The organism is Xanthomonas prunicola (assembly GCF_025266575.1).
Lineage (GTDB): Bacteria > Pseudomonadota > Gammaproteobacteria > Xanthomonadales > Xanthomonadaceae > Xanthomonas > Xanthomonas prunicola.
Window position 1 is genome coordinate 4,481,943 of the sequence record NZ_CP096142.1, and the last position, 25,345, is coordinate 4,507,287.

The 25,345-nt window shown below is 65.3% G+C and carries 24 protein-coding genes and 3 other RNA genes; 16 read left to right on the plus strand and 11 right to left on the minus strand.

The window, feature by feature from the left end:
* The first annotated feature begins 539 nt into the window (after positions 1-539).
* The 3 genes from apbC to M0D43_RS19155 all read left to right on the plus strand — a co-directional run bounded on the left by apbC (position 540) and on the right by M0D43_RS19155 (position 2,193).
* On the plus strand, positions 540-1,391 hold the full coding sequence (gene apbC, locus M0D43_RS19145; protein ID WP_260807484.1) for an iron-sulfur cluster carrier protein ApbC: 852 nt from the start codon (positions 540-542) through the stop codon (positions 1,389-1,391).
* A 95-nt stretch (positions 1,392-1,486) separates the two neighbouring features.
* Positions 1,487-2,056 (plus strand): dCTP deaminase, encoded by a 570-nt coding sequence (dcd, locus tag M0D43_RS19150; protein WP_005912996.1) that lies wholly within the window; start codon positions 1,487-1,489, stop codon positions 2,054-2,056.
* A 61-nt stretch (positions 2,057-2,117) separates the two neighbouring features.
* A non-coding RNA gene (locus M0D43_RS19155) (sX9 sRNA) lies at positions 2,118-2,193 on the plus strand.
* A 27-nt stretch (positions 2,194-2,220) separates the two neighbouring features.
* Here M0D43_RS19155 and M0D43_RS19160 read toward each other — a convergent pair.
* The 4 genes from M0D43_RS19160 to M0D43_RS19175 form a co-directional block, all read right to left on the minus strand.
* Positions 2,221-2,406: a LiaI-LiaF-like domain-containing protein gene (locus tag M0D43_RS19160; protein ID WP_252162627.1), complete on the minus strand. Its 186-nt coding sequence runs from the start codon at positions 2,404-2,406 to the stop codon at positions 2,221-2,223.
* A gap of 541 nt (positions 2,407-2,947) precedes the next feature.
* Positions 2,948-3,115: a LiaI-LiaF-like domain-containing protein gene (locus M0D43_RS19165; protein ID WP_008577498.1), complete on the minus strand. Its 168-nt coding sequence runs from the start codon at positions 3,113-3,115 to the stop codon at positions 2,948-2,950.
* 27 nt (positions 3,116-3,142) lie between these two features.
* Positions 3,143-3,577: an HIT domain-containing protein gene (locus M0D43_RS19170; protein WP_101361465.1), complete on the minus strand. Its 435-nt coding sequence runs from the start codon at positions 3,575-3,577 to the stop codon at positions 3,143-3,145.
* Positions 3,574-4,236 carry a dienelactone hydrolase family protein gene (locus tag M0D43_RS19175; RefSeq protein WP_252162628.1) on the minus strand — a complete coding sequence of 221 codons (663 nt, stop codon included), beginning with the start codon at positions 4,234-4,236 and terminating at the stop codon, positions 3,574-3,576. The genes M0D43_RS19170 and M0D43_RS19175 overlap by 4 nt, the downstream gene beginning before the upstream one ends.
* A gap of 175 nt (positions 4,237-4,411) precedes the next feature.
* Between M0D43_RS19175 and rimO the strand changes: the two genes are divergently transcribed.
* Entirely contained in the window at positions 4,412-5,785 is a 1,374-nt protein-coding gene (gene rimO / locus M0D43_RS19180; RefSeq protein ID WP_252162629.1) for a 30S ribosomal protein S12 methylthiotransferase RimO, read from the plus strand.
* A 149-nt stretch (positions 5,786-5,934) separates the two neighbouring features.
* Here the strand turns inward: rimO and greB are convergent, their stop codons facing one another.
* A complete protein-coding gene (gene greB / locus M0D43_RS19185) occupies positions 5,935-6,441 on the minus strand; it encodes a transcription elongation factor GreB (protein WP_101362407.1) in 507 nt (168 codons plus the stop codon).
* 110 nt (positions 6,442-6,551) lie between these two features.
* Between greB and M0D43_RS19190 the strand changes: the two genes are divergently transcribed.
* Positions 6,552-8,018, plus strand: coding sequence for a rhomboid family intramembrane serine protease (locus M0D43_RS19190; protein WP_252162630.1), 1,467 nt, complete (start codon positions 6,552-6,554; stop codon positions 8,016-8,018).
* A 278-nt stretch (positions 8,019-8,296) separates the two neighbouring features.
* Here M0D43_RS19190 and M0D43_RS19195 read toward each other — a convergent pair whose 3' ends face one another.
* A complete protein-coding gene (locus tag M0D43_RS19195; RefSeq protein WP_252162631.1) occupies positions 8,297-9,571 on the minus strand; it encodes a hypothetical protein in 1,275 nt (424 codons plus the stop codon).
* A gap of 437 nt (positions 9,572-10,008) precedes the next feature.
* Here M0D43_RS19195 and nudK point away from each other — a divergent pair, with 437 nt between their 5' ends.
* Positions 10,009-10,608, plus strand: a complete 600-nt coding sequence (gene nudK / locus M0D43_RS19200; RefSeq protein ID WP_252162632.1) for a GDP-mannose pyrophosphatase NudK — start codon at positions 10,009-10,011, stop codon at positions 10,606-10,608.
* Positions 10,609-10,683: 75 nt separating this feature from the next.
* Here nudK and M0D43_RS19205 read toward each other — a convergent pair whose 3' ends face one another.
* Entirely contained in the window at positions 10,684-10,956 is a 273-nt protein-coding gene (locus M0D43_RS19205) for a hypothetical protein (RefSeq protein ID WP_252162633.1), read from the minus strand.
* A gap of 32 nt (positions 10,957-10,988) precedes the next feature.
* Positions 10,989-12,494, minus strand: coding sequence for a helicase HerA-like domain-containing protein (locus M0D43_RS19210; RefSeq protein ID WP_252162634.1), 1,506 nt, complete (start codon positions 12,492-12,494; stop codon positions 10,989-10,991).
* A gap of 294 nt (positions 12,495-12,788) precedes the next feature.
* Between M0D43_RS19210 and M0D43_RS19215 the strand changes: the two genes are divergently transcribed.
* Positions 12,789-14,369 carry a transglycosylase SLT domain-containing protein gene (locus M0D43_RS19215; protein ID WP_252162635.1) on the plus strand — a complete coding sequence of 527 codons (1,581 nt, stop codon included), beginning with the start codon at positions 12,789-12,791 and terminating at the stop codon, positions 14,367-14,369.
* Between the two features lie 176 nt (positions 14,370-14,545).
* Here the strand turns inward: M0D43_RS19215 and asd are convergent, their stop codons facing one another.
* Together asd and M0D43_RS19225 are read right to left on the minus strand one after the other, a co-directional pair.
* Positions 14,546-15,394, minus strand: a complete 849-nt coding sequence (asd, locus tag M0D43_RS19220) for an archaetidylserine decarboxylase (protein WP_252162636.1) — start codon at positions 15,392-15,394, stop codon at positions 14,546-14,548.
* Positions 15,391-16,041, minus strand: coding sequence for an SCO family protein (locus M0D43_RS19225; RefSeq protein WP_101361456.1), 651 nt, complete (start codon positions 16,039-16,041; stop codon positions 15,391-15,393). The genes asd and M0D43_RS19225 overlap by 4 nt, the downstream gene beginning before the upstream one ends.
* Positions 16,042-16,121: 80 nt before the next feature.
* Here M0D43_RS19225 and prmB point away from each other — a divergent pair, with 80 nt between their 5' ends.
* The 9 genes from prmB to M0D43_RS19270 all read left to right on the plus strand — a co-directional run bounded on the left by prmB (position 16,122) and on the right by M0D43_RS19270 (position 24,984).
* Positions 16,122-17,048: a 50S ribosomal protein L3 N(5)-glutamine methyltransferase gene (gene prmB / locus M0D43_RS19230; RefSeq protein ID WP_252162637.1), complete on the plus strand. Its 927-nt coding sequence runs from the start codon at positions 16,122-16,124 to the stop codon at positions 17,046-17,048.
* A 10-nt stretch (positions 17,049-17,058) separates the two neighbouring features.
* Positions 17,059-18,162, plus strand: a complete 1,104-nt coding sequence (gene aroC, locus M0D43_RS19235) for a chorismate synthase (RefSeq protein ID WP_260807486.1) — start codon at positions 17,059-17,061, stop codon at positions 18,160-18,162.
* Positions 18,155-19,228: a 2-hydroxyacid dehydrogenase gene (locus M0D43_RS19240; protein WP_260807487.1), complete on the plus strand. Its 1,074-nt coding sequence runs from the start codon at positions 18,155-18,157 to the stop codon at positions 19,226-19,228. Before aroC ends, M0D43_RS19240 begins: the two co-directional genes overlap by 8 nt.
* 84 nt (positions 19,229-19,312) lie before the next feature.
* Positions 19,313-20,338: an aspartate-semialdehyde dehydrogenase gene (locus M0D43_RS19245; protein WP_260807488.1), complete on the plus strand. Its 1,026-nt coding sequence runs from the start codon at positions 19,313-19,315 to the stop codon at positions 20,336-20,338.
* Between the two features lie 59 nt (positions 20,339-20,397).
* Positions 20,398-20,472, plus strand: a non-coding RNA gene (locus M0D43_RS19250) — sX9 sRNA.
* Positions 20,473-21,021: 549 nt separating this feature from the next.
* Positions 21,022-22,968: a type IV pilus assembly protein FimV gene (locus tag M0D43_RS19255; RefSeq protein ID WP_484637006.1), complete on the plus strand. Its 1,947-nt coding sequence runs from the start codon at positions 21,022-21,024 to the stop codon at positions 22,966-22,968.
* Complete coding sequence (locus M0D43_RS19260) at positions 22,965-23,372, plus strand: VOC family protein (RefSeq protein ID WP_252162641.1); 408 nt, start codon at positions 22,965-22,967, stop codon at positions 23,370-23,372. Before M0D43_RS19255 ends, M0D43_RS19260 begins: the two co-directional genes overlap by 4 nt.
* Positions 23,373-23,545: 173 nt before the next feature.
* Positions 23,546-24,319 carry a tRNA pseudouridine(38-40) synthase TruA gene (truA, locus tag M0D43_RS19265; protein WP_252162642.1) on the plus strand — a complete coding sequence of 258 codons (774 nt, stop codon included), beginning with the start codon at positions 23,546-23,548 and terminating at the stop codon, positions 24,317-24,319.
* Entirely contained in the window at positions 24,316-24,984 is a 669-nt protein-coding gene (locus M0D43_RS19270) for a phosphoribosylanthranilate isomerase (protein ID WP_101361449.1), read from the plus strand. Before truA ends, M0D43_RS19270 begins: the two co-directional genes overlap by 4 nt.
* Before the next feature lie 231 nt (positions 24,985-25,215).
* On the opposite strand, the gene M0D43_RS19275 is transcribed toward M0D43_RS19270, so the two are convergent.
* Positions 25,216-25,290: non-coding RNA, sX9 sRNA (locus tag M0D43_RS19275), on the minus strand.
* Positions 25,291-25,345 lie beyond the last annotated feature (55 nt).

Here is a 25,345-nt window from a genome sequence, read left to right on the forward strand (position 1 = left end):
GTTTGCGTCGCGTCGCAAGCGAGCTCAGCGTCGATCACAGTGTTCCGGCGGCGAGCGAAGATCAGCAGGTGTGCCAAATCCGCAAAAAGCCCCGACAAGCGGGGCTTTTTTCTATGTGCATCAAGCCATCAGAAGCTCACCGGCGTTCCCAGGTAGAAGAACCGGCCCACGTTGTCGTACAGCGCAGAGGTGAAATCCTAGCCGACGTAGCTGCCACACCAGACCGTACGACAGGCGGCGCGCGTGCTCCGGCTTCACGTCCGCATCTGTCGCCGCTCACGCCGGAGCGAGTGGAGGTACGAGTGGAGATAAAGGTGTCGATCCAGCCCACCCGGATGCCCAGCACCCTGCCGTTGGCCTGGCGCAATGCCACATCGCACATCCAGTCGAGCCGCTACACTCACGCCCTTCTTTTGATGCAGCGCCGAGCGATGCTCAAGTCGCTCGCGCCGTAGCACACGACAAGTCGAGTAAGCGATGAACACGATGGTTGAAGTTGGTTGCGTGGCGGCAGTCGCTCTGACAGGGGCGGCTCGCGCATGACGGGCGAACGCAGAGTTGCAGCGCATGCGGTGCAGGGCGCGTTGGCGCCGCACCCGCGCATCCGCAATGTCATTGCGGTGGGGTCGGGCAAGGGTGGGGTAGGTAAGTCCACCACCGCGGTGAATCTGGCGCTGGCGCTGCGCCAGCTCGGCGCGCGGGTGGGTGTGCTGGATGCCGATATCTATGGCCCCAGCGTGCCGGCGATGCTGGGCCTGAGCGGGCGGCCGGACAGCCCGGACAACAAATCGATCGAGCCCCTGCGCGCGTTCGGGATCGAGGCGATGTCGATCGGTCTGCTGGTCGATCAGGACACTCCGATGATCTGGCGCGGGCCGATGGCCACTTCCGCCCTGACCCAGCTGTTCAACGATACGCTGTGGGACGACCTGGACTATCTGCTGATCGACCTGCCGCCCGGCACCGGCGACATCCAGCTGACCCTGTCGCAGAAGATTCCGGTGGCCGGCGCGGTGATCGTGACCACGCCGCAGGACATCGCCACGCTGGATGCGCGCAAGGCGCTGAAGATGTTCGAAAAGGTCGAGGTGCCGGTGCTGGGCATCGTCGAAAACATGGCGGTGCATACCTGCAGCAACTGCGGCCACCGCGAGCATCTGTTCGGCGAAGGCGGCGGCGAACGCATGGCAGCGCAGTACGGCGTGCCCTTGCTGGGCTCGTTGCCGCTGGAGATCGCAATCCGCGAGCAGGGCGATGCCGGCCAGCCGATCGTGATCGCAGCGCCGGACTCTGCGGCTGCGCAGGCCTACCTGGCCGCAGCCAGGCGCTTGTCGGAAGAGTTGGGCAAGCGTCCGCGCGCCAGCATCCCGATTTCCGCCTCGCTGCTGTAACGCGTCGGCCGGCCTCCGGTGCCGGCCGCTGGTAGAATTCGCCGTCTTCGCGCGGGCCGCTCGGCCCGCCGCCTTCCGTCTTCAAGGAACACCGCATGAGCATCAAGAGCGACCGCTGGATCAAGCGCATGGCCGAGCAGCACGCGATGATCGAGCCGTTCGAGCCCGGCCAGATCAAGCACGATGCCGCCGGCCAGCGCATCGTCAGCTTCGGCACCTCCAGCTACGGGTATGACGTGCGTTGCTCGCGCGAGTTCAAGGTCTTCACCAACATCAACTCGACCATCGTCGACCCGAAGCACTTCGACCCGGGCAGCTTTGTCGACATCGAATCGGATGTCTGCATCATCCCGCCGAACAGCTTCGCACTGGCGCGCACGGTGGAATATTTCCGCATCCCGCGCGACACGTTGGTGGTGTGCCTGGGCAAGAGCACCTATGCGCGCTGCGGCATCATCGTCAATGTGACCCCGCTGGAGCCGGAGTGGGAGGGTCATGTGACGCTGGAATTCAGCAACACCACGCCGCTGCCGGCGCGCATCTACGCCAACGAAGGCGTCGCGCAGATGTTGTTTTTCCAGTCCGACGAAGTCTGCGAGACCTCGTACAAGGACCGTGGCGGCAAGTACCAGGGCCAGACCGGCGTGACCCTGCCGCGCACTTAGAGCAGCGACCCAAACGACTGCGCTCACCGCAAGGCGGGCGCGGCCGGTGCCCGGAATCGGCACGTACCACGCATACACGGCGGTTCCTCCGCGCCATCCACGCCCACCGGGCGACTGCTCGTTACGTTCTGTTAGACGCCATAGAAGAAGGATCCGCAGTGCCTTCAGCAGGTCGCGGCAGCCTTCTCGCGGTAGCGCAGTAATTGGCGCACGCCAGCGGCGATGAGAAACACCGGCCACCAGGTTGCGATCAGGTTGCCGACATCCATATGGGCCAGGCCCAGGTTGTCCAGCAGGAACAGCGCGCCCAGGACGATCAGGAACAGGGCGGGGATCAGGCGGTACTTCATGGCGATGTCCTCGTTGGGTGTGAGGCCATGCTGCGCCGGATGCACCCGCCGATCAGGTGCCGGAAGTCAACAATCGCAGATGACAAACGTCATGTCGCCAGCGGCATGCGGTGGCGGAGGTGTGGGCGTTGCTGCATGTGATTGGCCGTTGCCGACGCGACGGCCGATGCAGTCTGGTCGCAGACGTCAAGTTTCGAAGCGCAAGCGACAGCGTTCCAGGCGTTGCCCGTACCCTCATCCGCCCCTTCCGGGCACCTTCTCGCGATGCGAGAAGGGCGCTGCGGTGAGCGAAAGACTGCACTGGCTCTGCTCAGGACAGAGCTGAACCCGTCCAACCCTGCAGCAACCGATGCGTACGGAAAGCGTGGGTAAGAGATCGATCGTTGATTGAACTGCCACGAGCGCAATAGCAACGACGCGATCAAGCGTCGCGCCTGACCTCAACGCGCAAGCGCCAATCCTGCCCAGCCGCTGGAATATCAGCAGCGCCAGCAGCCCGCTCTAATCACTCACAATCTCAACTCCCCCCTCCCGGTCCCGCCTACTTTCCGCGCCCGAACAGCATGCCGATTCCGCAAGCAACCAAGGCGGCCGGCCACCAGGTAGCGATCAGACGACCAATACTCAGATTGGTCCAGCCCAGGTTGTTGGCCAGGAACAGCAGGCCGACGAGGATCAGGATCAGCGCGGCGACGACATTGGATTTCATGCGGGAGACTGGTTGAAAGACAGGCGCCTATCGTAGCCGCTGCGCCCACGCTGCGACATGGTGCTGCAACGTGTCGGGCGCAAAGCGCTGCGCACTGCCGCTGCCCCAGACGGGACCCGGCCAGGCCGCATCGCCGGGATGGCGACCGACCAGATGCACGTGCAGCTGCCGCACGATATTGCCCAGCGCGCCAATATTGAGCTTGCTGACCGCAGGTTCGACGCGCAGCAACTGCGAGAGCTGGTTGACTTCGGCCAGCAACAAACGCTGCTGGCCACCATCCAGATCGATCCACTCACTGACATCGGCCACCCGCGGAACGAGCACCAGCCACGGGAAGCGCGCATCGTCCATCAGCCGCACCTGCGACAGCGGTCCGTCGGCGACGAACACGCTGTCCGCCGCCAGGCGCGGATCGAGCTGAAAACCGCCCGCAGGCGCGCCTGGTGCGGTGTCGCTCATCCCAGGTGCGCTGCGAAGAAGCCCAGGGTGCGCTCCAATGCACGCTCGGCGCTGTCGGCATCGTAGTGGGTCGGGTCGATGCTGCGGTTGAAGGCGTGCCCGGTCGGATACACGAAGGTTTCCATCTGCGGCAGCTTCTCGCGATGGGCCTGGATCGCCTCGGGCGGGATGCTGGCATCGCGCTCGCCAAAGTGGAACATCACCGGTGCCTTGGGGGTTTCGTCCAGCAGCTGGGTGTTGCGGCCGCCGTAATAGCTCACCGACGGCAGGCCCAGGCGAATCGCCGACAGCAGTGCCACCGAGCCGCCCCAGCAATACCCCACCGTGCCGACCTTGCCGGCGCGGGTCAGCAGGGTCGCTGCGGATTTCACTACTTCCACCGCGCGCTCGAGGCCCACTGCATTGGCCAGCGCCAGGCCGCGCTGGACGCTTTCCTGGTCGTACGGCAGCTGCACGTCTTTTTCTTCGAGGTCGAAGAAGGCCGGTGCCAGCACTTCATAGCCGCGTGTGGCGTAATCATCGGCCACTGCGCGGATGTGTTCGTTGACGCCGAAGATCTCTTGAATCACCACCAGGCCGCCGCGCGGGCTGGAAGCAGGTGTGGCGTGCCAGGCGGCAACCTGGCCGTCGGGGGTGTCGAGCGTGGTCCAGTGACCCATGGAAACTCCTGCTGAAGGACGGGGGCGCATTATCGACCGGATTGGCGGCGCGGAAGGTGAGGGTTCCGCTAAGATGAACTCGCTTGCGCGGCATGCGGCTCAGAGCATTGCTCACGCACCGCTATAATTGGGCCGCTCAGGCCCCAGGCCGCTCCGTTCCCAGGCTCCTGCTTCCATGTCCCAGCTGAACCCCAAAGTCGGCTTCGTCAGCCTTGGCTGCCCGAAGGCGCTCGTCGATTCCGAACGTATCCTCACCCAGTTGCGCGTGGAGGGTTACGACATCGTGCCCAGTTACGACGCTGCCGATGTGGTGGTGGTCAACACCTGCGGTTTTATCGATTCTGCGGTGACCGAGTCGCTGGACGCGATTGGCGAGGCGATGAACGCCAACGGCAAGGTCATCGTCACCGGCTGCCTGGGCAAGCGCCCGGAGCAGATCCGTGAGGCGTACCCGCAGGTGCTGGCGGTGTCCGGCCCGCAGGACTACCAGAGTGTGATGGAGGCGGTGCACGCTGCCTTGCCGCCGCGTCACGACCCCTTCGTGGATTTGGTGCCGGACTACGGCATCAAGCTGACCCCGCGCCATTACGCGTATCTCAAAATTTCCGAAGGCTGCAATCACCGCTGCAGCTTCTGCATCATCCCGTCGATGCGTGGCGATCTCGTCTCGCGTCCGGTGGATGAAGTCTTGCGCGAGGCCGAACGGCTGGTCCGCGGTGGCGTCAAGGAATTGCTGGTGGTCTCTCAGGACACCTCGGCTTACGGCGTGGATCTGAAATATGCCGAGCGCCCGTGGCGCGACCGCATGTACCAGACCCGCATGAAGGCGCTGTGCGAGGGCCTGTCGGAGCTGGGCGTGTGGACGCGCCTGCATTACGTGTATCCGTATCCGCACGTGGACGACGTGATTCCGCTGATGGCCGACGGCAAGCTGCTGCCGTATCTGGACATCCCGTTCCAGCACGCCAGCCCGCGCATCCTCAAGTTGATGAAACGTCCGGGTGCAGTGGAAAAGACCCTGGAGCGCGTGCAGCGCTGGAAGGCGATGTGCCCGGAGATCACCGTGCGTTCGACCTTCATCGTCGGTTTCCCCGGCGAGACCGATGCCGAGTTCGAATCCTTGCTGGACTTCCTGGATCAGGCGCAGCTGGACCGCGTCGGTGCATTCGCGTATTCGCCGGTCGATGGCGCCAGCGCCAACGCCTTGCCGGACCCGGTTCCGGAAGAAGTGAAGCAGGAGCGCCTGGCACGCTTCATGGCCAAGCAGGCGGAGATCTCTGCGTTGCGTCTGGAAGCCAAGATCGGCAGCGTGCAGCAATGCCTGGTGGATCTGATCGAAGACGACATCGCCGTGGCGCGCTCACGCGCCGATGCGCCGGAGATTGATGGGCTGGTGCATATCCAGAACGGCGGCGAGCTCGGGTTGAAGGTGGGCGATCTGGTCGACGTGGAAATCACCGACAGCGATGAGCACGACCTGTTCGGTGATGCACTGCCGGCGAACGCCGCAATCCAGCAAGGGCGCCCGTTGAATCTGCAGATGGTGTGATCGGCGTGTGCTGCAACGCCGACGCGCTCCGGTTAAACCCAGAACGTGTTGCTCTGTAGGAGCGCGCTGGCGCGCGATGCAGGCTGACCGCTAAAGCCACATCGCGCGCAGGCGTTTCGATAGGTCAGCCATTTGCGGGCAGCTGCCGACTACGGAGTTGCGTAGTCCACCGACACCACCACAAAGGTGTGCTTGCCGGCCGGTAATTGCGCGTCGAATTCGTCGTCCACGCGCTTTTTCAGCAGCGCGCGCGCCAGCGGCGAATCGATGCTGATCCAGCCGCGTCCGGCATCGGTTTCGTCCGGGCCGACGATGCGGTAGCGCAGCAGCTCGCCGCTGTCGGCATCTTCCAGTTCCACCTGCGCGCCGAAGAACACCGCATTCGGGTCGGTGGGCGCCGTATCCACCACCCGCAGCGCTTCCAGGCGCTTGCTCAGATAGCGCACACGGCGGTCGATCTCGCCGAGCTGCTTCTTGCGATAGGTATATTCCGCATTTTCCGAGCGGTCGCCTTCTGCGGCTGCCGCCGCCAGTGCGCGAACCACCTCGGGCCGACGCACGCGCCACAAGTCGTCCAGCTCGGCCTTGAGGCGGGCATGGCCTTCGGGCGTGATCAGCGCGGTGCTTTTTTCGGCAGGTGGGCGCCAACGGCTCATGGGCTGGGTAGGTTCGGACGGCGGGGCCGCGATGCTAGCGCGCATGACGTGCTTGCGCATCTGCCGCCGCACAGCGAAGCTTTGCGCCATTCTCGGACACGGACGTCGTCATGTTGATCATGCCGCTGCACAAACCCTGGTCGCGCCAGAACATTCCCTGGGTGACGCTGCTGCTGGTGCTGATCAATGTGGCGGTCTACCTAGGCTACCAGCGCAAGGACGACAGCCTGGTCGAGAGTGCCGTGCACTATTACGTGCACTCCGGATTGGGCGCGCTGGAGGCCGATGCGCATACCCGTTACCTGCAGCAGACCGCTGACGCCAAGCTGCGCGCGGCACGCCAGGCAATGCTGGACACTGTTCCCGCGCAGCAGCGCAGCGCATATCTGGCGCACCTGACGATGCACGATGTCGCCTTCGAACAGGCGCTGCGCAGCGGTCGCTTGTTCCAGGATGACGAGCATCTGCGCGAATGGCGAGCCTTGCGTGCGCCTTACGACACGCGGCTGTCCAAGATATTCACGCTACGCCATTTGCAGCGCAGCTCCGAATGGTCGCCAGCGCGCATGCTGACCGCCACGTTCCTGCATGGCAGTTTCGACCATTTGTTGGGAAACATGCTGTTTCTGATTGCGCTAGGCACGTTGTTGGAAGGGGCGATTGGCAGTGGCTGGTTCCTGCTGCTGTATCTGCTTGGCGGATTCGGTGCCAGCCTGGCAAGCCTTTGGTGGCGTTGGGGCGAGCCGGGTGGCGGCTTGGGTGCTTCCGGTGCCATCGCCGCCTTGATGGGCGCGTTTTGCGTGGTCTGGGGACGGCGCAAGGTGCGCTTTTTCTATTGGTTTTTCGTGGTCTTCAACTACGCGCGTGGCCCGGCGATCCTGCTGCTGCCCCTATGGCTGGGCTGGGAGTTGTACAGCCTGGCATCCAGCGACAACGGTGCGGTTGCCTTCGAAGCGCATGCCGGCGGCCTGGTCAGCGGTGCACTGCTGGGCGCGTTGCTGGTGCTGCTGCGGCGAACCCGGCCGGCATTCATGGAGGAGGGCGATGCGGTAGAGGCGGACGATCGCTGGGAGCGTGCGCAGCGGCATCTGGGCCGGATGGAAAACGCCGAGGCCGAGTCTCTCTTGGCAGAGTTGGCCAGTGAGCAGCCGCACAATCGTGACGTTGCGCTTGCGCGCTATCGGGCCGCACGTCATGCAGGACGTCGCCAGGACAGCCTGCGCCATGCCGAGACTTTGCTGACACTGCAGACGCACAACGCGGAACAGACGCGTGTCCAACTGGCGGTCGCCGACGACCTCAGCAAGGCCAAGATCGCCTATGGTCTTCCGGCACGCAGGGCGCTGATCGCTGCGTGCATACGCAACGGACTGCTGGCCGATGCCGAGCGCTTGTTGAAGGAAGGCGCGCTGAGTGCGCCACGCGACGAACTGGCGCAACAGTGGTTTGTGCTTGCCTTGCGTCACGGCGAGCTGCAGGCAGGCGAGCAGCGCACGCGCCTGCTGCGTATGGTCGCAGAGCAGTTTCCCGAGCAAGGTCCGGCCACCAAGGCACGGTTTCTGCTCGACAATGGGTAATCCGTTTCAGCCTGCTGGCGTGCTGCACCAAGCCAAACATGCACCGCCATCGATCGTCTGTCGATAATAGAGCGGATGCTCTGTGGCTGGTTGCAGTGCCCGTGCGCCCCCATCGCAGCGAACGCTGCAACTACGTCCATGCACGCTCTTATGCGGCATCCATTCCGTCTAAAGCTTCGCGACGGCGAGCACGCAAGGATCCGTCGCGTTGGCTGGCCCCTGCGCGCAGTCTCGATGCGCGCTGTTTGATCAGAGCCCTCAACAGGTTTGACAGCCGCTTAAGCAGGTTGAATTGTCACAGCTTTCAACGCTGTATCCAGCTTCGCGCGGAGTGCATCGTCTTCGCAGCGATCCATTGCGTTCTGCAGCACGCCACGTGCCTCGTCATCGCGACCGAAGCGCTCGGCCAGCAGCAAACCGGCGTCCAGCGACCAGGTTGGCAACATCGGGTCGCGTGGCCATGCAGCGATGGCGGCCAGCAGGCCGTCGGTTGCCAATTGGAACTGTCCGGCCATCTTTGCGCGCTCGGTCAGCACATTGGCCTGCTCGGGCGTCAGCGGTGTAAATGTGGAGTCGATGTCCAGTGCCTCGCGCTGTAGTGCAAGCGCGCGCCGTTCCTGCTTTTCCTGCAGCAGGCGATGGATGTACTGGCGCGTGTGTTCGCGTAGCTCGTCGTTGCGGTGATGTTGGTGGAGCAGACGCTGATACAGCTCGTGCACCGCCAGACTCACCGCACGCGAGCGCACCGCACCACGCAAGGCCTGGAAGGCTTCATCGGAGTGGCCGTCGCGCACATACTGTTCCGCCTCGTCGAGCAGGCGCTGATCCGGGTCGCTGCGTGCGTGCGCCGCTCCGCTGCTGGGCTCGTAGCCGAGCTCCTCGTGGTACTGGTAGACCAGATAGCCCAGCAGGTGAAAGCTGGCGAACAGGGACCAGATCGAGGTCATGACCACCGTCGCTTCGCGCACCAGTGGGGGCAGATAGTGCATCGCGACGAAGATCGCTGCCGTGCCGCTGCCTTGGATGACATAGAGCAGGCCGTAGGCGGCCAGATACGGCCAGCCGATCCGCAGCGCCATGTCGATCGAGACGGCGGGATTGAGCGCGCGACGCAGGCTGCCGTCGATGGCAAGCGAGATCAGCATGCCGGGCAGCAGCAACATGGTGCCCAGATAGGCAATGGTCAGCCCGAACCGACCCGCGATGGCGGCAGCCACGCCGATCACGATGCCAAGTGCAATGGCCAGCAGGATCAAACGCAGCACGGCACTATCGAAGCTGTTGTAGCCCAGGCGGGGTGCGTCGGTCTCGCCATCGGCGGTATGGCGCAGGATGTCGAACGCATAGGTGTAGGTGGCCATGCCCAGCACGCCAGCAATCACCAGCGTCACGATGCCCGGCAGCACCAATAACGCGCTACATAACGTCAGTGCGATCAGCGCGTACAGCGCCGAGCCACGCAGCGGGTAGGTGGCGATGGAGGGAATGCGGGTCCAGAACGGTGCAGGCGCAGCCTGCGCGGCCACCTTGCGTGCGCGAAAACGGTCTTCCATGACGCTCCCCAGGCGTGTGATGTGAAGGGATTGTGAGGTGATGCGCGACCGGGCGCAATTGCGGCATCGCGTCTGGCGCGTTGAGGTCCGCTTGAGTGGGGTCGGGGGCGGCCGCCTCTCACCCGGCGGCTGCACCGCGCTCGGCGGTGGACTGCGTGACGCAGGCAGCTGGTGGAGACGGGCCTGCCCAGTCGACCGTGCGAACGCACACCGATGGTGCCGGCACACGCAGTGCTCACGACGATTGCGATCATCGCGATCATTGCAATGGGCGGGCCGTGGGCCATCATGCCCACCGGCCGCGCATGGACTTCTGCGCAGAACCTGTGGTCCGCTACCTGTCGGCCGCCCGCCATGTGGCGAGGTTGCCGCAGGCGGCATGCGCTTGCGCGCAATCGCGAAGGCGCGGCCCGTCCCTCTCTCGCAAGGAATCTCGCTTGAATCCATCCGTCGCCGACACCCCGCAGGTTCGCATTCGCAGCATCGATGTGCTGTCGGACAACTGGTATGTGCTACGCAAGGTCACCTTCGACTTTCAGCGCAAGGACGGCCGCTGGCAGACCTTGTCGCGCGAGGCGTATGACCGCGGCAATGGCGCCACCATCCTGCTCTACAGCCGCGCCAGGCAGACGGTGATGCTGACCCGGCAATTCCGCCTGCCGACGCTGCTCAACGGCAACCCGGATGGCATGTTGATCGAAGCCTGCGCCGGCCTGCTCGACCAGGACGATGCGCTGACCTGCATCCGCAAGGAAACCGAAGAAGAGACCGGTTACCGCATCGACAACGTGCGCAAGGTGTTCGAGGCCTTCATGAGCCCCGGCTCGGTCACCGAACGCCTGTACTTCTTCGTCGGCGAGTATTTCGACGGCGACAAGGTGAGCGCTGGCGGAGGCGTCGAAGAGGACGGCGAAGAGATCGAGGTACTGGAGCTGTCACTCGATGCCGCGCTGGCGATGATCGCGTCCGGTGAGATCGCCGACGCCAAGACCATCATGTTGCTGCAGTACGCCAAGTTGCATGGCGTGCTGGAATGACGGGCCGCGTTGCTCATTCCAGAGTTCGGCGCGAACGGACGGACACCGCCTGTTATCCGGGTGCAACTTGCCGGCCTAGTGGCCGGCGAGCAGATGTTGCCGGTTCAATGGCCAGTCGGTGGGGGCATCTTGATTTGCTCTCTTCTCAGCCTGTGCCGAGCTGACGCCGCTGACTAACAGGACGAACAATACGGAGCGGGCGATGGTCAGGTGCGCGTGCGCAACACGCAGCAGCCGGCGCGCACGATTGCGATCTGTCGATTCGGTGTGCCTGCCGCGCTCGTCCGACAAGCCCGCAGTCGGTTGGTTGGCGGTTTCAAGTGCGGCCACAGCTGCATCTGCCTGCATGTTGTAGTTCCCGTCACTGTGTGGCGCTGTACTCAGCGCCTCCCACCAAAAATACTGCCGAAAATGCCGCGCACGATCTGCTGGCCGATCTTGTTGCCCACCGTGCGCGAGGTCTGCTTGGCCATCGCCTCCAGCATGCCCTGGCGACGGCTGGTGCCGAAGACCGCGTCCTTGACCGCCTGGCCGAAGCCGCTGTCGTGCGCCTCGTCGTCTTCGCGGGTGCGGGCGGCTGGGGCTGCGCTGTGTTCGGCCACCTGTTCGACGCGGCGGGCGAGCAGTTCTGCGGCCGATTCGCGATTGATGGCGGTGTCGTAGCGCGTGCCGACCGGGCTGGTGGCGCGCACCTGCGCGCGTTCGGGTGCGGTGATCGATCCCATCCGGCAACGCGGTGGTGCAATCAGGGTTTGTTGCACCGGCGCAGGCACGCCTTTGCCCTGCAGCGGCGACACCAGCGCCTCGCCGGTGCCCAGGCTGGAGATGGCGGTGGCGACATCGAGCTTGGGGTTGCCCACGAAGGTCTGCGCGGCGGTCTTGACCGCCTTCTGGTCGCGCGGGGTGTAGGCGCGCAATGCGTGCTGCACGCGGTTGCCGAGCTGGCCGAGAATGTTGTCGGGAATGTCGTCGGGAAACTGCGAGCAGAAATACACGCCCACGCCCTTGGAACGAATCAAACGCACCACCTGTTCGATCCGCTGCACCAGCGCAGGCGGCGCATCGTCGAACAGCAGGTGCGCCTCATCGAACACGAACACCAGCTTGGGTTGTTCCAGATCGCCCACTTCCGGCAAGCGTTCGAACAATTCCGACAGGAGCCATAGCAGGAACGTGGAATACAGCTTCGGCTTGAGCACCAATTGGTTGGCAGCCAGGATGCCGATCACGCCGCGGCCATCGGGCGCAACGCGCATCAGCTCGGCCAACTCCAGTGCGGGCTCGCCGAAGAAGTGTTCGCCGCCATCGTGCGACAAACGCAGCAAGGCGCGCTGGATGGCAGCCACCGATTGGCTGGAGACCAGCCCGTAACTGGTCGAAAGCTCCTTGCGTTGCTCGATCACCAGTGCGAGCAGCGCGCGCAGGTCGTCCAGATCCAGCAGTAGCAAACCTCGGTCATCGGCCAGCTTGAAGACGATGTCGAGCACGCCGGACTGGGTGTCGTTGAGTTCCAGAATGCGGGCGAGCAGGGTGGGGCCCATTTCGCTGACGGTGGTACGCACCGGGTGCCCGAGCTGCCCGTACAGGTCCCAGAACACGACCGGGTTGGCGGCCGGGGCGTAGTCGGCAATGTCCATCTCTTTGGCGCGCTGCAGCACACCAGGCGCGCCATTGCCAGCCACGGCCAGGCCGGCGACATCGCCTTTCACATCGGCCAGGAACACCGGCACGCCCAGTCGCGAGAATCCTTCGGCCAGGGTCATCAGCGTCACGGTCTTGCCGGTGCCCGTGGCGCCGGCCACCAGCCCGTGGCGGTTGCCGAAGCGTCCTTCCAGCACAACCGGGATGTCGTCGGTGACGCCTTTGCCGAGCAGGAACGAGGCCATAGCGCAGATCCGGTGGGAAAGTGCGGATTCTAGCGGGCATTCCCGGCGGGCAATGCCCGTCTGCAGATCAGCGGCTTCTGGCCCGGCAGCCTGGATGGAACCGGCCGGTCACGCGCACGCCACGCTGTATCCGTGGGCTCAGTCACTCGTCGCCGCGGCGAGCCGGTTTGCAGGTGCCGCAAGCATCGATCACTCCCACCAAGCTAACGGCCCACTGACCCCGGCGACCCCGCCGCCTTGCCCCGGTGTCGCCCCGGCGGCTACCCTGCCTGCCTTTCCGCTGTACTGCCTACGATGCCGCTCGCTCATTTTGGTTTGCGCCCATGGCCGGTTCTGGTCGTGGTTGCGTTGATGTCTGTCGTCCCCGCCGCCCACGCTATCTCCAAACGCGACACGGAGAAGGCCGCCGCGCTTGACGCGCGCATGGCCGCCGCCGAAAAGCGCTATCGCGATGCGCTGGTGCTGGTGAACAACTCCGATCCCAAGGGCACCGCCGAAGGCGACGCCGCGCTGGAGGATATGGAAGACATCATCGACGCCTGCATCAAGCAGCGCGGCTGCCTGGTTTCCAATCAATTGGCCACCTACAAGCGCCTGCTCAAGGCGCGCGCCGATGCCGAAGCGCCGGCCGCTGAAGATCCGGAAGACGACGACACGCTGCTGCAGGCCGACCCTGACCATCTCGGCCCGGCGTCGAACGGCGTTCCCGAGGCCGCGCGTGCCGCCACGCTGCTCAACGACCAGCGCCACGACTTCGACAAGATGGTGCAGTACAACCCGGCCGTGCAGGCCGGCATCCGGCGCTGGCTCACCGATATGCGCCCGGCGCTGCTCACCAGCTACGAGAACTACGGCAACCTGCGCGGCGTGATGTGGCCGGAATGGCAGAAGCGCGGCCTTCCCGAGGCGCTGCTGTTCGGCATCATGGCCAAGGAATCCAATGGCAAGGTGCATGCCAGTTCGCGTGCGGGCGCAGCCGGGCTGATGCAGTTCATGCCGGCCACTGGGCGTCGCTTTGGACTGGGCCCGGACGGCACCGGTTTCGACACGCGCTTCGATGCACGCAGCGCCGCCGAAGCCAGCGCCGCCTATCTCAACGAGCGCATGGCCGAGCTCAACCGCAGCATCGAACTGGCGCTGGCCGCCTATAACGGCGGCGAAGGGCGTGCCGCGCGCGTGTTCTCGCAGAGCGGTGGGCGCGGCTTCTGGGATCAGGACGTCTACAACCAGTTCCCGGCCGAAACCAAGGACTACGTGCCGATGGTGATCGCGGCGGCGTGGATCTTCCTGCACCCGCGCCAGTACGGCGTGGACTTCCCCAAGCTCGATGCGCAGCCGGCCACGCTCAAGCTGGCCAAGTCGACCACCATCTACGAGCTCACCATCTGCCTGGGCAGCATGGGCACGCGCGACGGCTACATGCGTGCGCTGCGCAATCTCAACCCGCGCTACGAATCCGATGGCTGGATTCCGGCCGGTACCGTCATCAACGCCACCAACCGCATCGTCAGCCTGTACACGCGTTACTGCGTCAACGGCCCGCGCGCGGATCTGGCGCGGACCTTGATCACCGCCGACCTCAACAACGCAATCGTGCGCAGCAGCGCGCCTGAGTACGTGCCCAGCGTGGCGGTGGGCGATGTCAGTCAGATGGCCGGCGTGCCGACCACCGTGGCCACCGGCAAACCGGCAGTGGCCAAGCCCAAGGCCAAGCAGGTGCGCAGTTACACCATTGCCAAGGGCGATACGCTCGGGCGCGTCGCACAGAAGTACCAGTGCGAGATCAAGGAACTGGCGAAGGCCAACGGCTTGAAAGCGCCGTCGTACGCGCTGAAGCCGGGGCAGAGCATCAAGCTGGCGGGCTGCGATCGCTGATGCGACGCAATCGGTGCCGACGCAGCGAGCGATGCGTCGGCAAGCGCGTGCTGGCCGGGCTCTTGCAGCAGCCGGTTGCCCCGGTGGAGTTGTTACGGTAGCTCCCTGCAAGCCGCGCCTGCAGGGGGGCGCTAGGCCGCAGGCTAAGCCGATGCTGCTGCGCGCGCCGCTGCGCGTCAGCCAGGCTGACGACGTGCGAGTGCCTGGCCAAGGCGAACCGCTGTTTCGGCACGAAGTCCGCCATCGAGCTTGGCCACACCCGGCGGCAGCAGCACGATCACCGTCGAGCCGTAGTTGAAACGCGCCATCTCCGCGAACTTCTCCAGCACGATGCCCTTGCCGCGGTAATCCTTGCGCGTGATGCGGTCGCCATAGCGCGGAATCTCCACGCCGCTCCAGACCGTCTCCACCCCGGAAACCAGGAGCGCGCCCACCATCACCGAGGCCATCGGGCCGAAGTCGGTGTCGAAGTGGCACACCAGCCGCTCGTTGCGCGCGAACAGGCGTGGCACGTTGCGCACTGCATCCGGGCCCACGCTGAACAGCCGCCCGGGCACGTGCACGGTTTCGCGCAAGGTGCCGGTCCACGGCATATGCACGCGGTGGTAATCCTTGGGCGAGAGGTACACGGTGGCGAACAGGCCGTCGTTGAACGGCACTGCCGCTGCTGCGTCGCCGAGCAATTCGGCAGCGGTGAATGACTGCCCCTTGGCCTGGAAAATGCGGCCGTTCTCGATCGGGCCGAGCTGGCTGATGCGGCCGTCCGCCGGCATCAGCAACGCCTCCGGGTCGACATCCGGCACGCGGGCATCGGGCTTCAAGGCGCGGGTGAAGAACGCGTTGAAGCTGGGATAGGCGCGCGGATCCGGCTCCTGCGCTTCGCTCAGGTCCACGCCGAACTTGCGCGTCACCGTGTCGATCAACCACTGCTTGGTGGAGGGTGTCTCGGAATACGCCAGCGCGCGCGCCAGTGAAGACAGCAACCGGTGCGGCAGCACGTAGGTCAGGGAAGTGACGAGACTCACGGTGCGGTTACCTTGGTCAGTTGTTGGAGGTCGGCGGCAATCGCCTTGGGGTCGAGCGGGGGGCGAATCAGCCCGGCCAGGCGGCCTTGCGGATCGAGCACGGCGATGGCGGCCGAATGATCCATGCTGTAGTCATTGGGATTCTGTGCGTAGCCCTTGCCCGGCACCTTCTGGAACACGAAGCCCAGCGCGGTGGCAAAGCGTTCCAGTGCCGGCACGTCCGCGGTGGCGGCCAGGGTGTCCTTGTGGAAGGCGTGCGCGTACTCGCCCAGGCGCGCAGGCGGGTCGCGCTGCGGGTCTATCGAGACGAACAGTACGCGCGGGCGCAAGCCATCGGGAATGCTCTCCCATTGCTGCTGCGCCACTGCCAGGTCGGTCAAGGTGGTCGGGCAGACATCCGGGCAAAAGGTGAAGCCCAGAAACACCAACGTCCAATGCCCCTTGAGCTCGCCTGGCACCAACTGAGTGCCGTCGGACTGGCGCAGGCTGAATTGCGGCAAGGGGCGCGGCTGCGGGTAAAAGGTGATGGTCTGGGTGGGCGGCCAAGGCGAGCGGGGCGCCCCGCCGAAGAACTTCTGACCCAGCAACAACCCAAGACCGGCGGCCAGCGCCACCAGTAGCACGATGCCGGTATTGCGATTGAACATGGCGGTTTCCAGTGCAACGGACGCTCATGATACCGATCCGACCTCTATAATCGGGGGCCGATTCCTCTTTAGTTGTTGCCATGACTGCCGCCGCGGCCGACGAACTGCACACCATCATCGACCTGATCCGCTACGGCACCAGCCGTTTCAACGCAGCCGGTCTGACCTTCGGCCACAGCTACGACAATGCGCTGGACGAGGCCACCCAACTGGTTCTGCACAGCCTGCACCTGCCGCACGATCTGGGCCCGGCTTACGGCCAGGCGCGATTGCTGCGCTCGGAAAAAGAGCGGGTGCTTGGCTTGTTCGAGCGCCGCATCACCGAGCGTGTGCCGGCCGCTTACCTCACCGGCGAGGCCTGGTTTGCCGGCCTGAGTTTCAAGAGCGATGCACGCGCCCTGGTGCCGCGTTCGCCGATCGCCGAATTGATCGAAGCTGGCTTCGAGCCCTGGCTGGGCGGCCGCGAAGTGACGCGTGCGCTCGATCTGTGCACCGGCTCGGGCTGTATTGCCATTGCGATGGGTCACTACAACCCGCAGTGGGATGTGGATGGCGTGGACATCAGCGACGATGCGCTGGTGCTGGCTGCCGAAAACAAGGCGCGCCTGCATGCCGACAACGTCACCTTGCTCAAGTCGGACCTGTTCGCCGGGCTGGGCAGTCGCCGGTACGACCTGATCGTCACCAATCCGCCGTATGTCACCAACGATGAAACCGACGCGCTGCCCCAGGAGTATTCCTACGAGCCCGAACTCGGCCTGCGCGCTGGCGAGGACGGTCTGGACCTGGTGCTGAAGATCCTGCGCGATGCGCCGCAGCACTTGAGCGAAGACGGCTTGCTGATCTGCGAAGTGGGCGAGTCCGAGCAGCATCTGATCAAGCTGCTGCCGGAAGTGGACCTGGCCTGGGTCGAGTTCAAGGTCGGGCAGATGGGCATCTTCGCGGTGGAATGCCGCGAATTGATCGCACACGGCGCACGCATCGCCGAGCTGGCCGCGCAGCGATGAGCCTGTGCGCATGAGTGCCAATTCCTTCGGCAAGCTGTTCACTGTCACCACCTTTGGCGAATCGCACGGGCCGGCGATCGGCTGCGTCGTCGATGGCTGCCCGCCCGGTCTGGAGATCGCGCCGGAAGAGTTCACCCACGATCTGCAACGGCGTGCCAGCGGCAAGAGCCGGCACACGTCGGCGCGCCGCGAAGCCGATGAGATCGAGATCCTGTCCGGCGTCTACGAAGGCCGTACCACCGGCACGCCGATCGGCTTGCTGATCCGCAATACCGATCAGCGCAGCAAGGACTACAGCAACATCGCCCAGCAGTTCCGCCCTGGGCATGCGGACTACACCTATTGGCAGAAGTACGGCATCCGCGATCCACGCGGCGGCGGGCGCTCGTCGGCGCGCGAGACCACCATGCGCGTGGCCGCCGGCGTCATCGCCAAGAAGTGGCTCAAGCAGCGTTACGGTGTGCTGGTGCGCGGTTACCTGTCGCAGTTGGGCGAGATCCGTCCGACCGGTTTCGATTGGGATGCGGTCGAAGACAACCCGTTTTTCTGGCCGCATGCCGCGCAGGTGCCAGAGCTGGAAACCTACATGGACGCGCTGCGCAAGTCCGGCGATTCGGTCGGCGCGCGCGTGGACGTGGTGGCCGGCGGCGTGCCGGCAGGCTGGGGCGAACCGATCTACGGCAAGCTCGATGCCGAGCTGGCTGCTGCATTGATGAGCATCAATGCGGTCAAGGGCGTGGAGATTGGCGACGGCTTCGCCAGCGCCGTGCAGAGGGGCACCGAGCACCGCGACCTGATGACCCCGGAAGGCTTTCTCAGCAACCATGCCGGCGGCATTCTGGGCGGCATTTCCACCGGTCAGGCGGTCACCGCCTCGATGGTGCTCAAGCCCACCTCCAGCCTGCGCCTGCCCGGCGCGACCGTGGACGCGGACGGCGCGGTGGTCGATGTGATCACCACCGGCCGCCACGACCCGTGCGTGGGCATCCGTGCCACCCCGATCGCCGAGGCGATGATGGCCTTGGTGTTGATGGACCAGGCGCTGCGTCATCGCGCGCAATGCGGCGATGTCGGCGAGGTGTCGCCGCGCATTCCCGGTCAGGTCGATGTCTGAAGCAACGCGCCCCAAGGTGTGGGTCAGCCAGCCGCTGTTCGATGATGTCCTCGCGCCGCTGGGCGAGCATTTCGAGCTGACGACCACTGAGCACGTCAGCGCGTATTCGCCGGCAGAGCTGGCCGCGCACCTGGCGCCGCTGGACGGTGCCCTGATCACTCTCAACGAGCGTATCGGCGCGGCCGAAATCGCCTCGGCGCCGCAACTGCGTGCGATCGCCAATGTGGGCGTGGGCTACAACAATCTGGATCTGGATGCGCTGAGCGCCGCCGGCATCCTGGCCAGCAACACGCCGGATGTGCTCACTGAAACCACGGCCGATCTCGGCTTTGCGTTGCTGATGGCCACCGCGCGCCGCATCACCGAATCCGAGCGCTGGCTGCGTGACGGGCAGTGGGGGCAGTGGTCGTTCAAGACCATGCTCGGCGCCGACATCCACGGCAGCACGCTCGGCATCCTGGGCATGGGCCGGATCGGGCAGGGCATCGCGCGGCGCGGTGCGCATGGCTTCGGCATGCGCGTGCTGTACCACAACCGCAGTCAGCTGCCGGCCGCCACCGAACAGGCGCTGGGCGCGCACTACGTGGATTTCGATACGTTGCTGGCGCAATCCGATCATCTGGTGCTGGTGTTGCCCTACACCAAGGAATCGCACCACATCATCGACGCCGCGGCGCTGGGCAAGATGCGCGCCACCGCCACGCTGGTGAACATCGCCCGCGGCGGTATCGTCGATGAGCTGGCGCTGGCCGATGCGCTGGCTAACGGGCGTCTGGCCGGTGCCGGCCTGGATGTGTACGAGGGCGAGCCTCGCGTGCGCCCGGAGCTGTTGGCGCTGCACAACGTGGTGCTCACCCCGCATATCGGCAGCGCCAGCCTGGCCACGCGCCGCGCGATGGTGCAGTTGGCGGTCGACAACCTGATCGCTGCGCTGGGCAAAGGCCCCCATGCCGGCCATCCGCCGAGCGCGCTCAATGCCGATGCGGTTGCCGCTGCCAACCATGGCGGTACCGACGCGGACGCGAAAAAAACCGGCGTCACCGGCACCATTTCGAGCAAACGATAGGGAACCTCCGCGGCCAGCTTTGGAGGTTCCCCGAACCCAGCGCGCAGTGCTTCCTCTTTCCCCTTTTCGATAAAGACAAACCTCATGAGCAACGAAAACCGTCGTTTCAACGTCGCGGTCGTGGGCGCCACCGGCGCTGTCGGCGAGACCATGCTGAGCATCCTGGCCGAGCGCAACTTCCCGGTCGCCACCCTGTACGCCCTGGCGTCGTCGCGCTCGGCGGGCGGGCAGGTCGAGTTCAATGGCGGCAAGGTCGACGTGCTGGATCTGGCCGACTTCGACCCGACCGGCGTGGACATCGCGCTGTTCTCCGCAGGCGGCAGCGTGTCCAAGGAATATGGCCCCAAGTTCGCCGCCGCCGGCGCGGTGGTGATCGATAATTCCTCTGCGTTCCGCTACGACGACGACGTGCCGCTGGTGGTGTCGGAAGTCAATCCCGAAGCGCTCAAGCAGCGCCCGCGCGGCATCATCGCCAACCCCAATTGCTCGACCATGCAGATGCTGGTGGCACTGGGGCCGATCCACCGCAAGTACGGCATCGAACGCATCAATGTGGCGACCTACCAGTCGGTGTCCGGCGGCGGCCGTTCGGCGATGGAAGAACTGGGCAAGCAGACCAGCGAGCTGCTGAGCTTCCAGCAGATCGATCCGCAGCGGTTCCCGGTGCAGATCGCCTTCAACCTGATTCCGCACATCGACGACTTCCAGGACAACGGCTACACCAAGGAAGAAATGAAGCTGGTCTGGGAGACCCGCAAGATCCTCGGCGACGACAGCATTCAGGTGAACCCCACTGCGGTGCGCGTGCCGGTGTTCTACGGCCACTCCGAAGCGGTGGCGATCGAAACCCGCGACAAGATCACCGTGGAAGCGGCGCGCGCGCTGCTGGAAGCATCGCCCGGCGTGGAAGTGGTGGACGAGCGCAAGCCTGGTGGCTACCCGACCCCGGTCACCCACGCTTCCGGCAAGGATGCAGTATTCGTCGGCCGCATCCGCGAAGACCTCTCGCATCCGCGTGGTCTGAACCTGTGGATCGTCTCCGATAACATCCGCAAGGGCGCTGCGCTCAACGCCGTCCAGTTGGCCGAATTGGTCGCCCAGGAAGGCTGAGAGCCGCTACAAAAACGCCTGCGCAGCCGCCGCGCAGGCGGCCGGTGCCCGGGATTGGTCGGTGCCACGCGTGCACTGCATTCCTGTGCGCTGTCTGCAGGCGCCTGACGACCGCTCGCTGCGTTTCGTTAGGCGCTCCAGGCCGCCGCCCACGTGCAGGAGCGGGCCTGCGCGATGATGTGTCCCGGGGATGCCTCATCGCCCCAAGCGCTCCCGCAGGTGCAAACCGGCGCATCGATCGAAGGAAGTGGCTACCTTCAACGAAAGGTTCAACGTGCAGGCGCGCGGTCATCGCGCGCCTGCCTGCATGCGTGGCCTGCACGTGTCAGTTCATAGTGAGGGGCCTACGTGTTGACGGAGCGGCAGGTTGCGCTACCGCGGTCACGCTGCCTGCATCTTGCGCACCCTTCGCTTGCTCACGCGGCAAGTCATGACGCTGCCATCGACGCAATGTCATGGCATCACGCACGTCATTGTGCATCACGCGAGCTGCTGATGAGCCGCTGCACGCGTGAGACGCAGCGCAGTGTTGTCGCCCATCAATGGGCACCGGTCTGCATCGGCCGTGCATGCATGCCGCACTGCGGCAGTCGCACTCTCGCATCGCTCTGCATCACGGCGCCGACTTTTTCGCTCATCCAGCGGCTATATTGATGCCCATGAAACATAGGGGCGGGGACGCGATGCGTCCGATACAAGGGATAGGTGCGTTGCTGCTGATGGCCTGCAGCGGCGCTGCCATGGCGTTGGGGCTGGGGGATATCCGGGTGCTGTCCAAGCCTGGGCAACCGCTGGTGGCCGAGATTCCGGTCATCTCCAACGAGCCGGGCGAACTCGACAACGCGCGCGTGGCACTGGCATCGGCTACCACGTTTGCGCGGGTCGGTCTGGAACGCCCGCAAGGCTTGGTCAGCAATCTACAGTTCCAGTTCGCGCAGGACGCGCGCGGGCGTGCGGTGATCCGCGTGACCAGCAGCCAGGCGGTGGACCAGCCGGCGATCAACTTCCTGATCGAAGTGGAGTGGGGCCAGGGCCGACTGGTACGCGAATATTCCGCCTTGGTCGATGCACCCAACACCGCGGCCGCGATCGCCGAGCCGGCCATCGAAGCGCCGCGCGCCGGTTCCAGCAACACCATTGCGCGCGCGCCGGCAGCTGCGCCGGTTGCCAACCGCGATGCACAGGACAACGCCAGAGCCGAGCCTGTTGCACGTGCAGCCGCCAGTGCGTCGGCTGCATCTCCCACGCAGGCTGGCGATGCGTTGCCGGCCGTGCGCTCGGGCCAGACCTTGTCGGAGATTGCGGCGGTGGTGGCACGTTCCAGCGGGCATTCGCTGGACCAGACCATGCTGGCCTTGCTGCGCACCAATCCGGATGCCTTCATCAACGGCAACATCAACCGCCTGAAGCAGGGCGCGGTGCTGCGCACGCCGCAGGAAGACGCGCTTGCACAAGTCGGCGCGGCCGAAGCGGCAGTGATGGTGCGCGAGCAGGCTGCTCAGTGGCGGCAGGCACGCTCGGCGGTGCCGCAACCGGCCGAAGCCGGCGCTGCTGCCGCACCAACCCCGCCACCTGCCACGCCTGCCGCAACGGCCGGTGCCGGTGCGCGGCTCGAAATCGCCCCTGCAGTGGCGAGTCAGACCAACACCGCCGGCGTCACGTCCGGTACCAGTGCCGAAGGCGAGGGCGAGATGGCGGCCAACCAACAGTTGCAACAAGCCAAAGAAGATATCGCCACCCGCGATGCGGAATTGCAGGATCTACGCACCCGCGTGGCCGACCTGGAAAAGCTCAAGCAGCAACAGCAAGCGCTGATTGCAATGAAGGATACCGATCTGGCGGCCGCACAGAAGCGTCTGTCGGAAGTCCCGGTGGCCGCGCAACAGGGCGGTGGTTTTCCGATGTGGTTGATCGGCGCGCTGGTGTTGATCGTCGCTGCGGTGGTGGCGTGGTTGGCCGCCCGCCGTCGCAAACCGTCGCCACTGCCGCCGTTGCCGCGCCGGCAGTACGACTTCGTCCTGCCTGGCGCGCCAGTGCAGGCCGCCGAGCCGCAAGACGAGGCGCAGGCCACGGAGCCGAGCGAACGTGATGTGGTGCACGAGACCGAATTTGAGCAGGCCGATCTGCGCGAAGACGAGCGCGCCCACGACGTGCACCACCCGTTGTCGGACGTGCTGCGTCGCGAGCCGCTGCTCTCCGAGCCGGCTGCTGCGCCAGTGGCGGTCAACAGCGACGATTGGCGCGCGCTGCGTGCCACGCCGCCGGTGGTGACGCAGTCGCAGCACACCGCGCCCATTGACGAGCCGCCGCACTCTCCGGCGCCCGAGGTTGTGGCGCCGAACCATGCCGAAGTCGCACCCGCACCCAGCGAAGGGCCGTCCGCTGCTCCATCGGTATCTACGCAGAACAGCCTGGATTTCGACTCATCCTCTGTAGCGCCGATTGCTGCGCCCAGCACCTCGACCAGCCGCGAATTTGCCTCGGCCGGGCGCGATCGCCTGGAGCTGGCAGTGGCCTACATGGATCTGGGCGACAAGGACACTGCTCGCGGTCTGTTGCTGGAAGTTGCTGCCACCGGCGATGACGCTACCCGCGCCGAAGCCGCCAAGCTGCTGGAAGGCCTGGCATGAGCCCGGCGATCGACCATCTCGTCCCGCACGAAAGCACCGCACGCGAGCGCCGGATCGACTACGTGGAGTTCGCCTCGGTCGATCCGGACGCCAGTCGCGCGTTTTTCGAAATGGTGTTCGGTTGGCGGTTTCAGGCTTATGGCCCGGATTACCTGGCCTTCAACGACGGCCGCCTGGACGGTGGCTTCTACCGTGCGGCCGCGCCAGCGCCGGCCGAAGGTGGCCCACTGGTGGTGCTGTATGCCGATGACCTGGCGCCGGTGCTCGAGCGGGTGCGTGTTGCGGGCGGAGAGATCGTCAAGCCGGTGTTCGGCTTCCCTGGCGGCAGCCGCTTTCACTTCCGCGAGCCCGGCGGCACCACGCTTGCCGTGTGGTCCGAGCGGACCGTCGCGTTCAACGCCTGACACCCCGCCTGCGCGTTGGCCGCACGCGCGACGCCGCTGCTCGGCATCGGACGATGCTGCTCGTACACTTCACGTTCTTCGCAGCGGCGGGGCCGTGCCGACCATTGCCTGCGATGGCGTGGTCTGCATGCCCTGTGCGCGCATTCCATCGATTCATTAAGAGGCAGGTACCGATGCGTTACGCGCTGGGCGTGGAGTACGACGGCAGCGAGTTCCAGGGCTGGCAGCAGTTAGGCGAGCATGGCGGCCCCAGTGTGCAAGCCAGCCTGCAGGCGGCATTGTCGTCGGTCGCCGATGCGCCGGTGCAGGTGGTCTGCGCCGGACGCACCGACGCGGGCGTGCATGGCGAATGCCAGGTGGTGCATTTCGACAGCGACGCACGCCGCGAGCCGCGCGGCTGGATGCTGGGCACCACCGCGCGGCTGCCGCCGTCGATCGCCGTGCGCTGGTGCGTGCCGGCAGCCGACGACTTCCATGCGCGCTTTTCCGCGCGCGCGCGCCGTTATCGCTATCGCCTGCTCAATCGGCAGATTCGCCCGGCGCTGTATCGGCACACCTTGAGCTGGGAGCGTCGCCCGCTCGATGCCGATGCCATGCATGCGGCGGCGCAGGCCTTGCTGGGCGAGAACGACTTCAGCGCTTTCCGCAGCGTGCAGTGCCAGGCGTTGCATGCGCGCCGCAACTTGCAGACCATCCACGTGCAGCGCATCGGCGAGGTGGTGGAGGTGCAGGTCCAGGCCAATGCATTCCTTCATCACATGGTGCGGAATATTGTGGGCTCGCTGATTTTGGTCGGGACCGGCGAGCAGCCGGCCGACTGGATCGCGACGTTGCTCGCCGGACGCGACCGCACTGTGGCCGGCCCGACAGCGCCGCCACAAGGTCTGGTATTTATCGGACCTCTGTATCCTGCAGAGTGGCATCTGCCCGCTGAGGTGACCCAATGAATCGATCGCTGTACCGCACCCGTATCAAGTTCTGTGGCATGACCCGCGCCGGAGACATCCGACTGGCCGGGGAGCTGGGTGTGGACGCGGTGGGTTTCATCTTTGCGCACGGCAGTCCGCGGCGCGTGGCACCGGCTGAGGCGCGCGCGATGCGCCAGGCCACCGCGCCGATGGTCGATGTGGTGGCGTTGTTCCGCAACAACTCCAAGGAAGAAGTACGCGAAGTGGTGCGCACTGTGCGCCCGACCTTGCTGCAATTCCACGGCGAGGAGGACGACGCGTTCTGCCGCAGCTTCAATCTGCCGTATCTCAAGGCGGTACCGATGGGCAGCACTGGCATGAATGGCGAAGACGCCAATGCGCGCACGCTGCAGTTGTCGTATCCCAATACCGCTGGCTTCCTGTTCGACAGCCATGCGCCCGGCGCAGGCGGCGGCACCGGCAAGACCTTCGATTGGTCACGCTTGCCCACCGGCCTGCATCGTCCGTTTCTGCTGGCAGGCGGCATCAACGCCGATAATGTGTTCGACGCCATCGTGGCCACACTGCCCTGGGGCGTGGACGTCTCCAGCGGCGTGGAGCTGGCGCCCGGCATCAAGGATGGGCACAAGATGCGCAAGTTCGTTGAGGAAGTGCGACGGGCGGATTGTCACGAGATGTCGTGAGGCCGGGATTGGGAGTCGGGATTCGTAATAGCAGGTGCGTAACGCGGCTGGTTTGTCGGGCGTTTGGCTCGTTGGCCCAGTGCGTCAGCGTTGGCATGCTTTCCGAATTCCGGTTGACGATCAGCCATTAGTGGCGTGTCCGCTTTGCGTCTTCTTGCCAGTGGCGCCGATGCGAGGTGTTTGCGCTCCGTACACATGGCTCCTGGCGGCAGGCGTGCCCGTGGTAAGAACGGCGAACAAAATATAGCGAGCAGTCGTCATGTGGGCGTGGATGGCGCTCACAGCCACAGTGTACGCGTGGTGCATGTCGATTCCGGGCACAGCCCCCGCCCGCCTGGCGGTAAGTGCAGTCGTTTTGTTA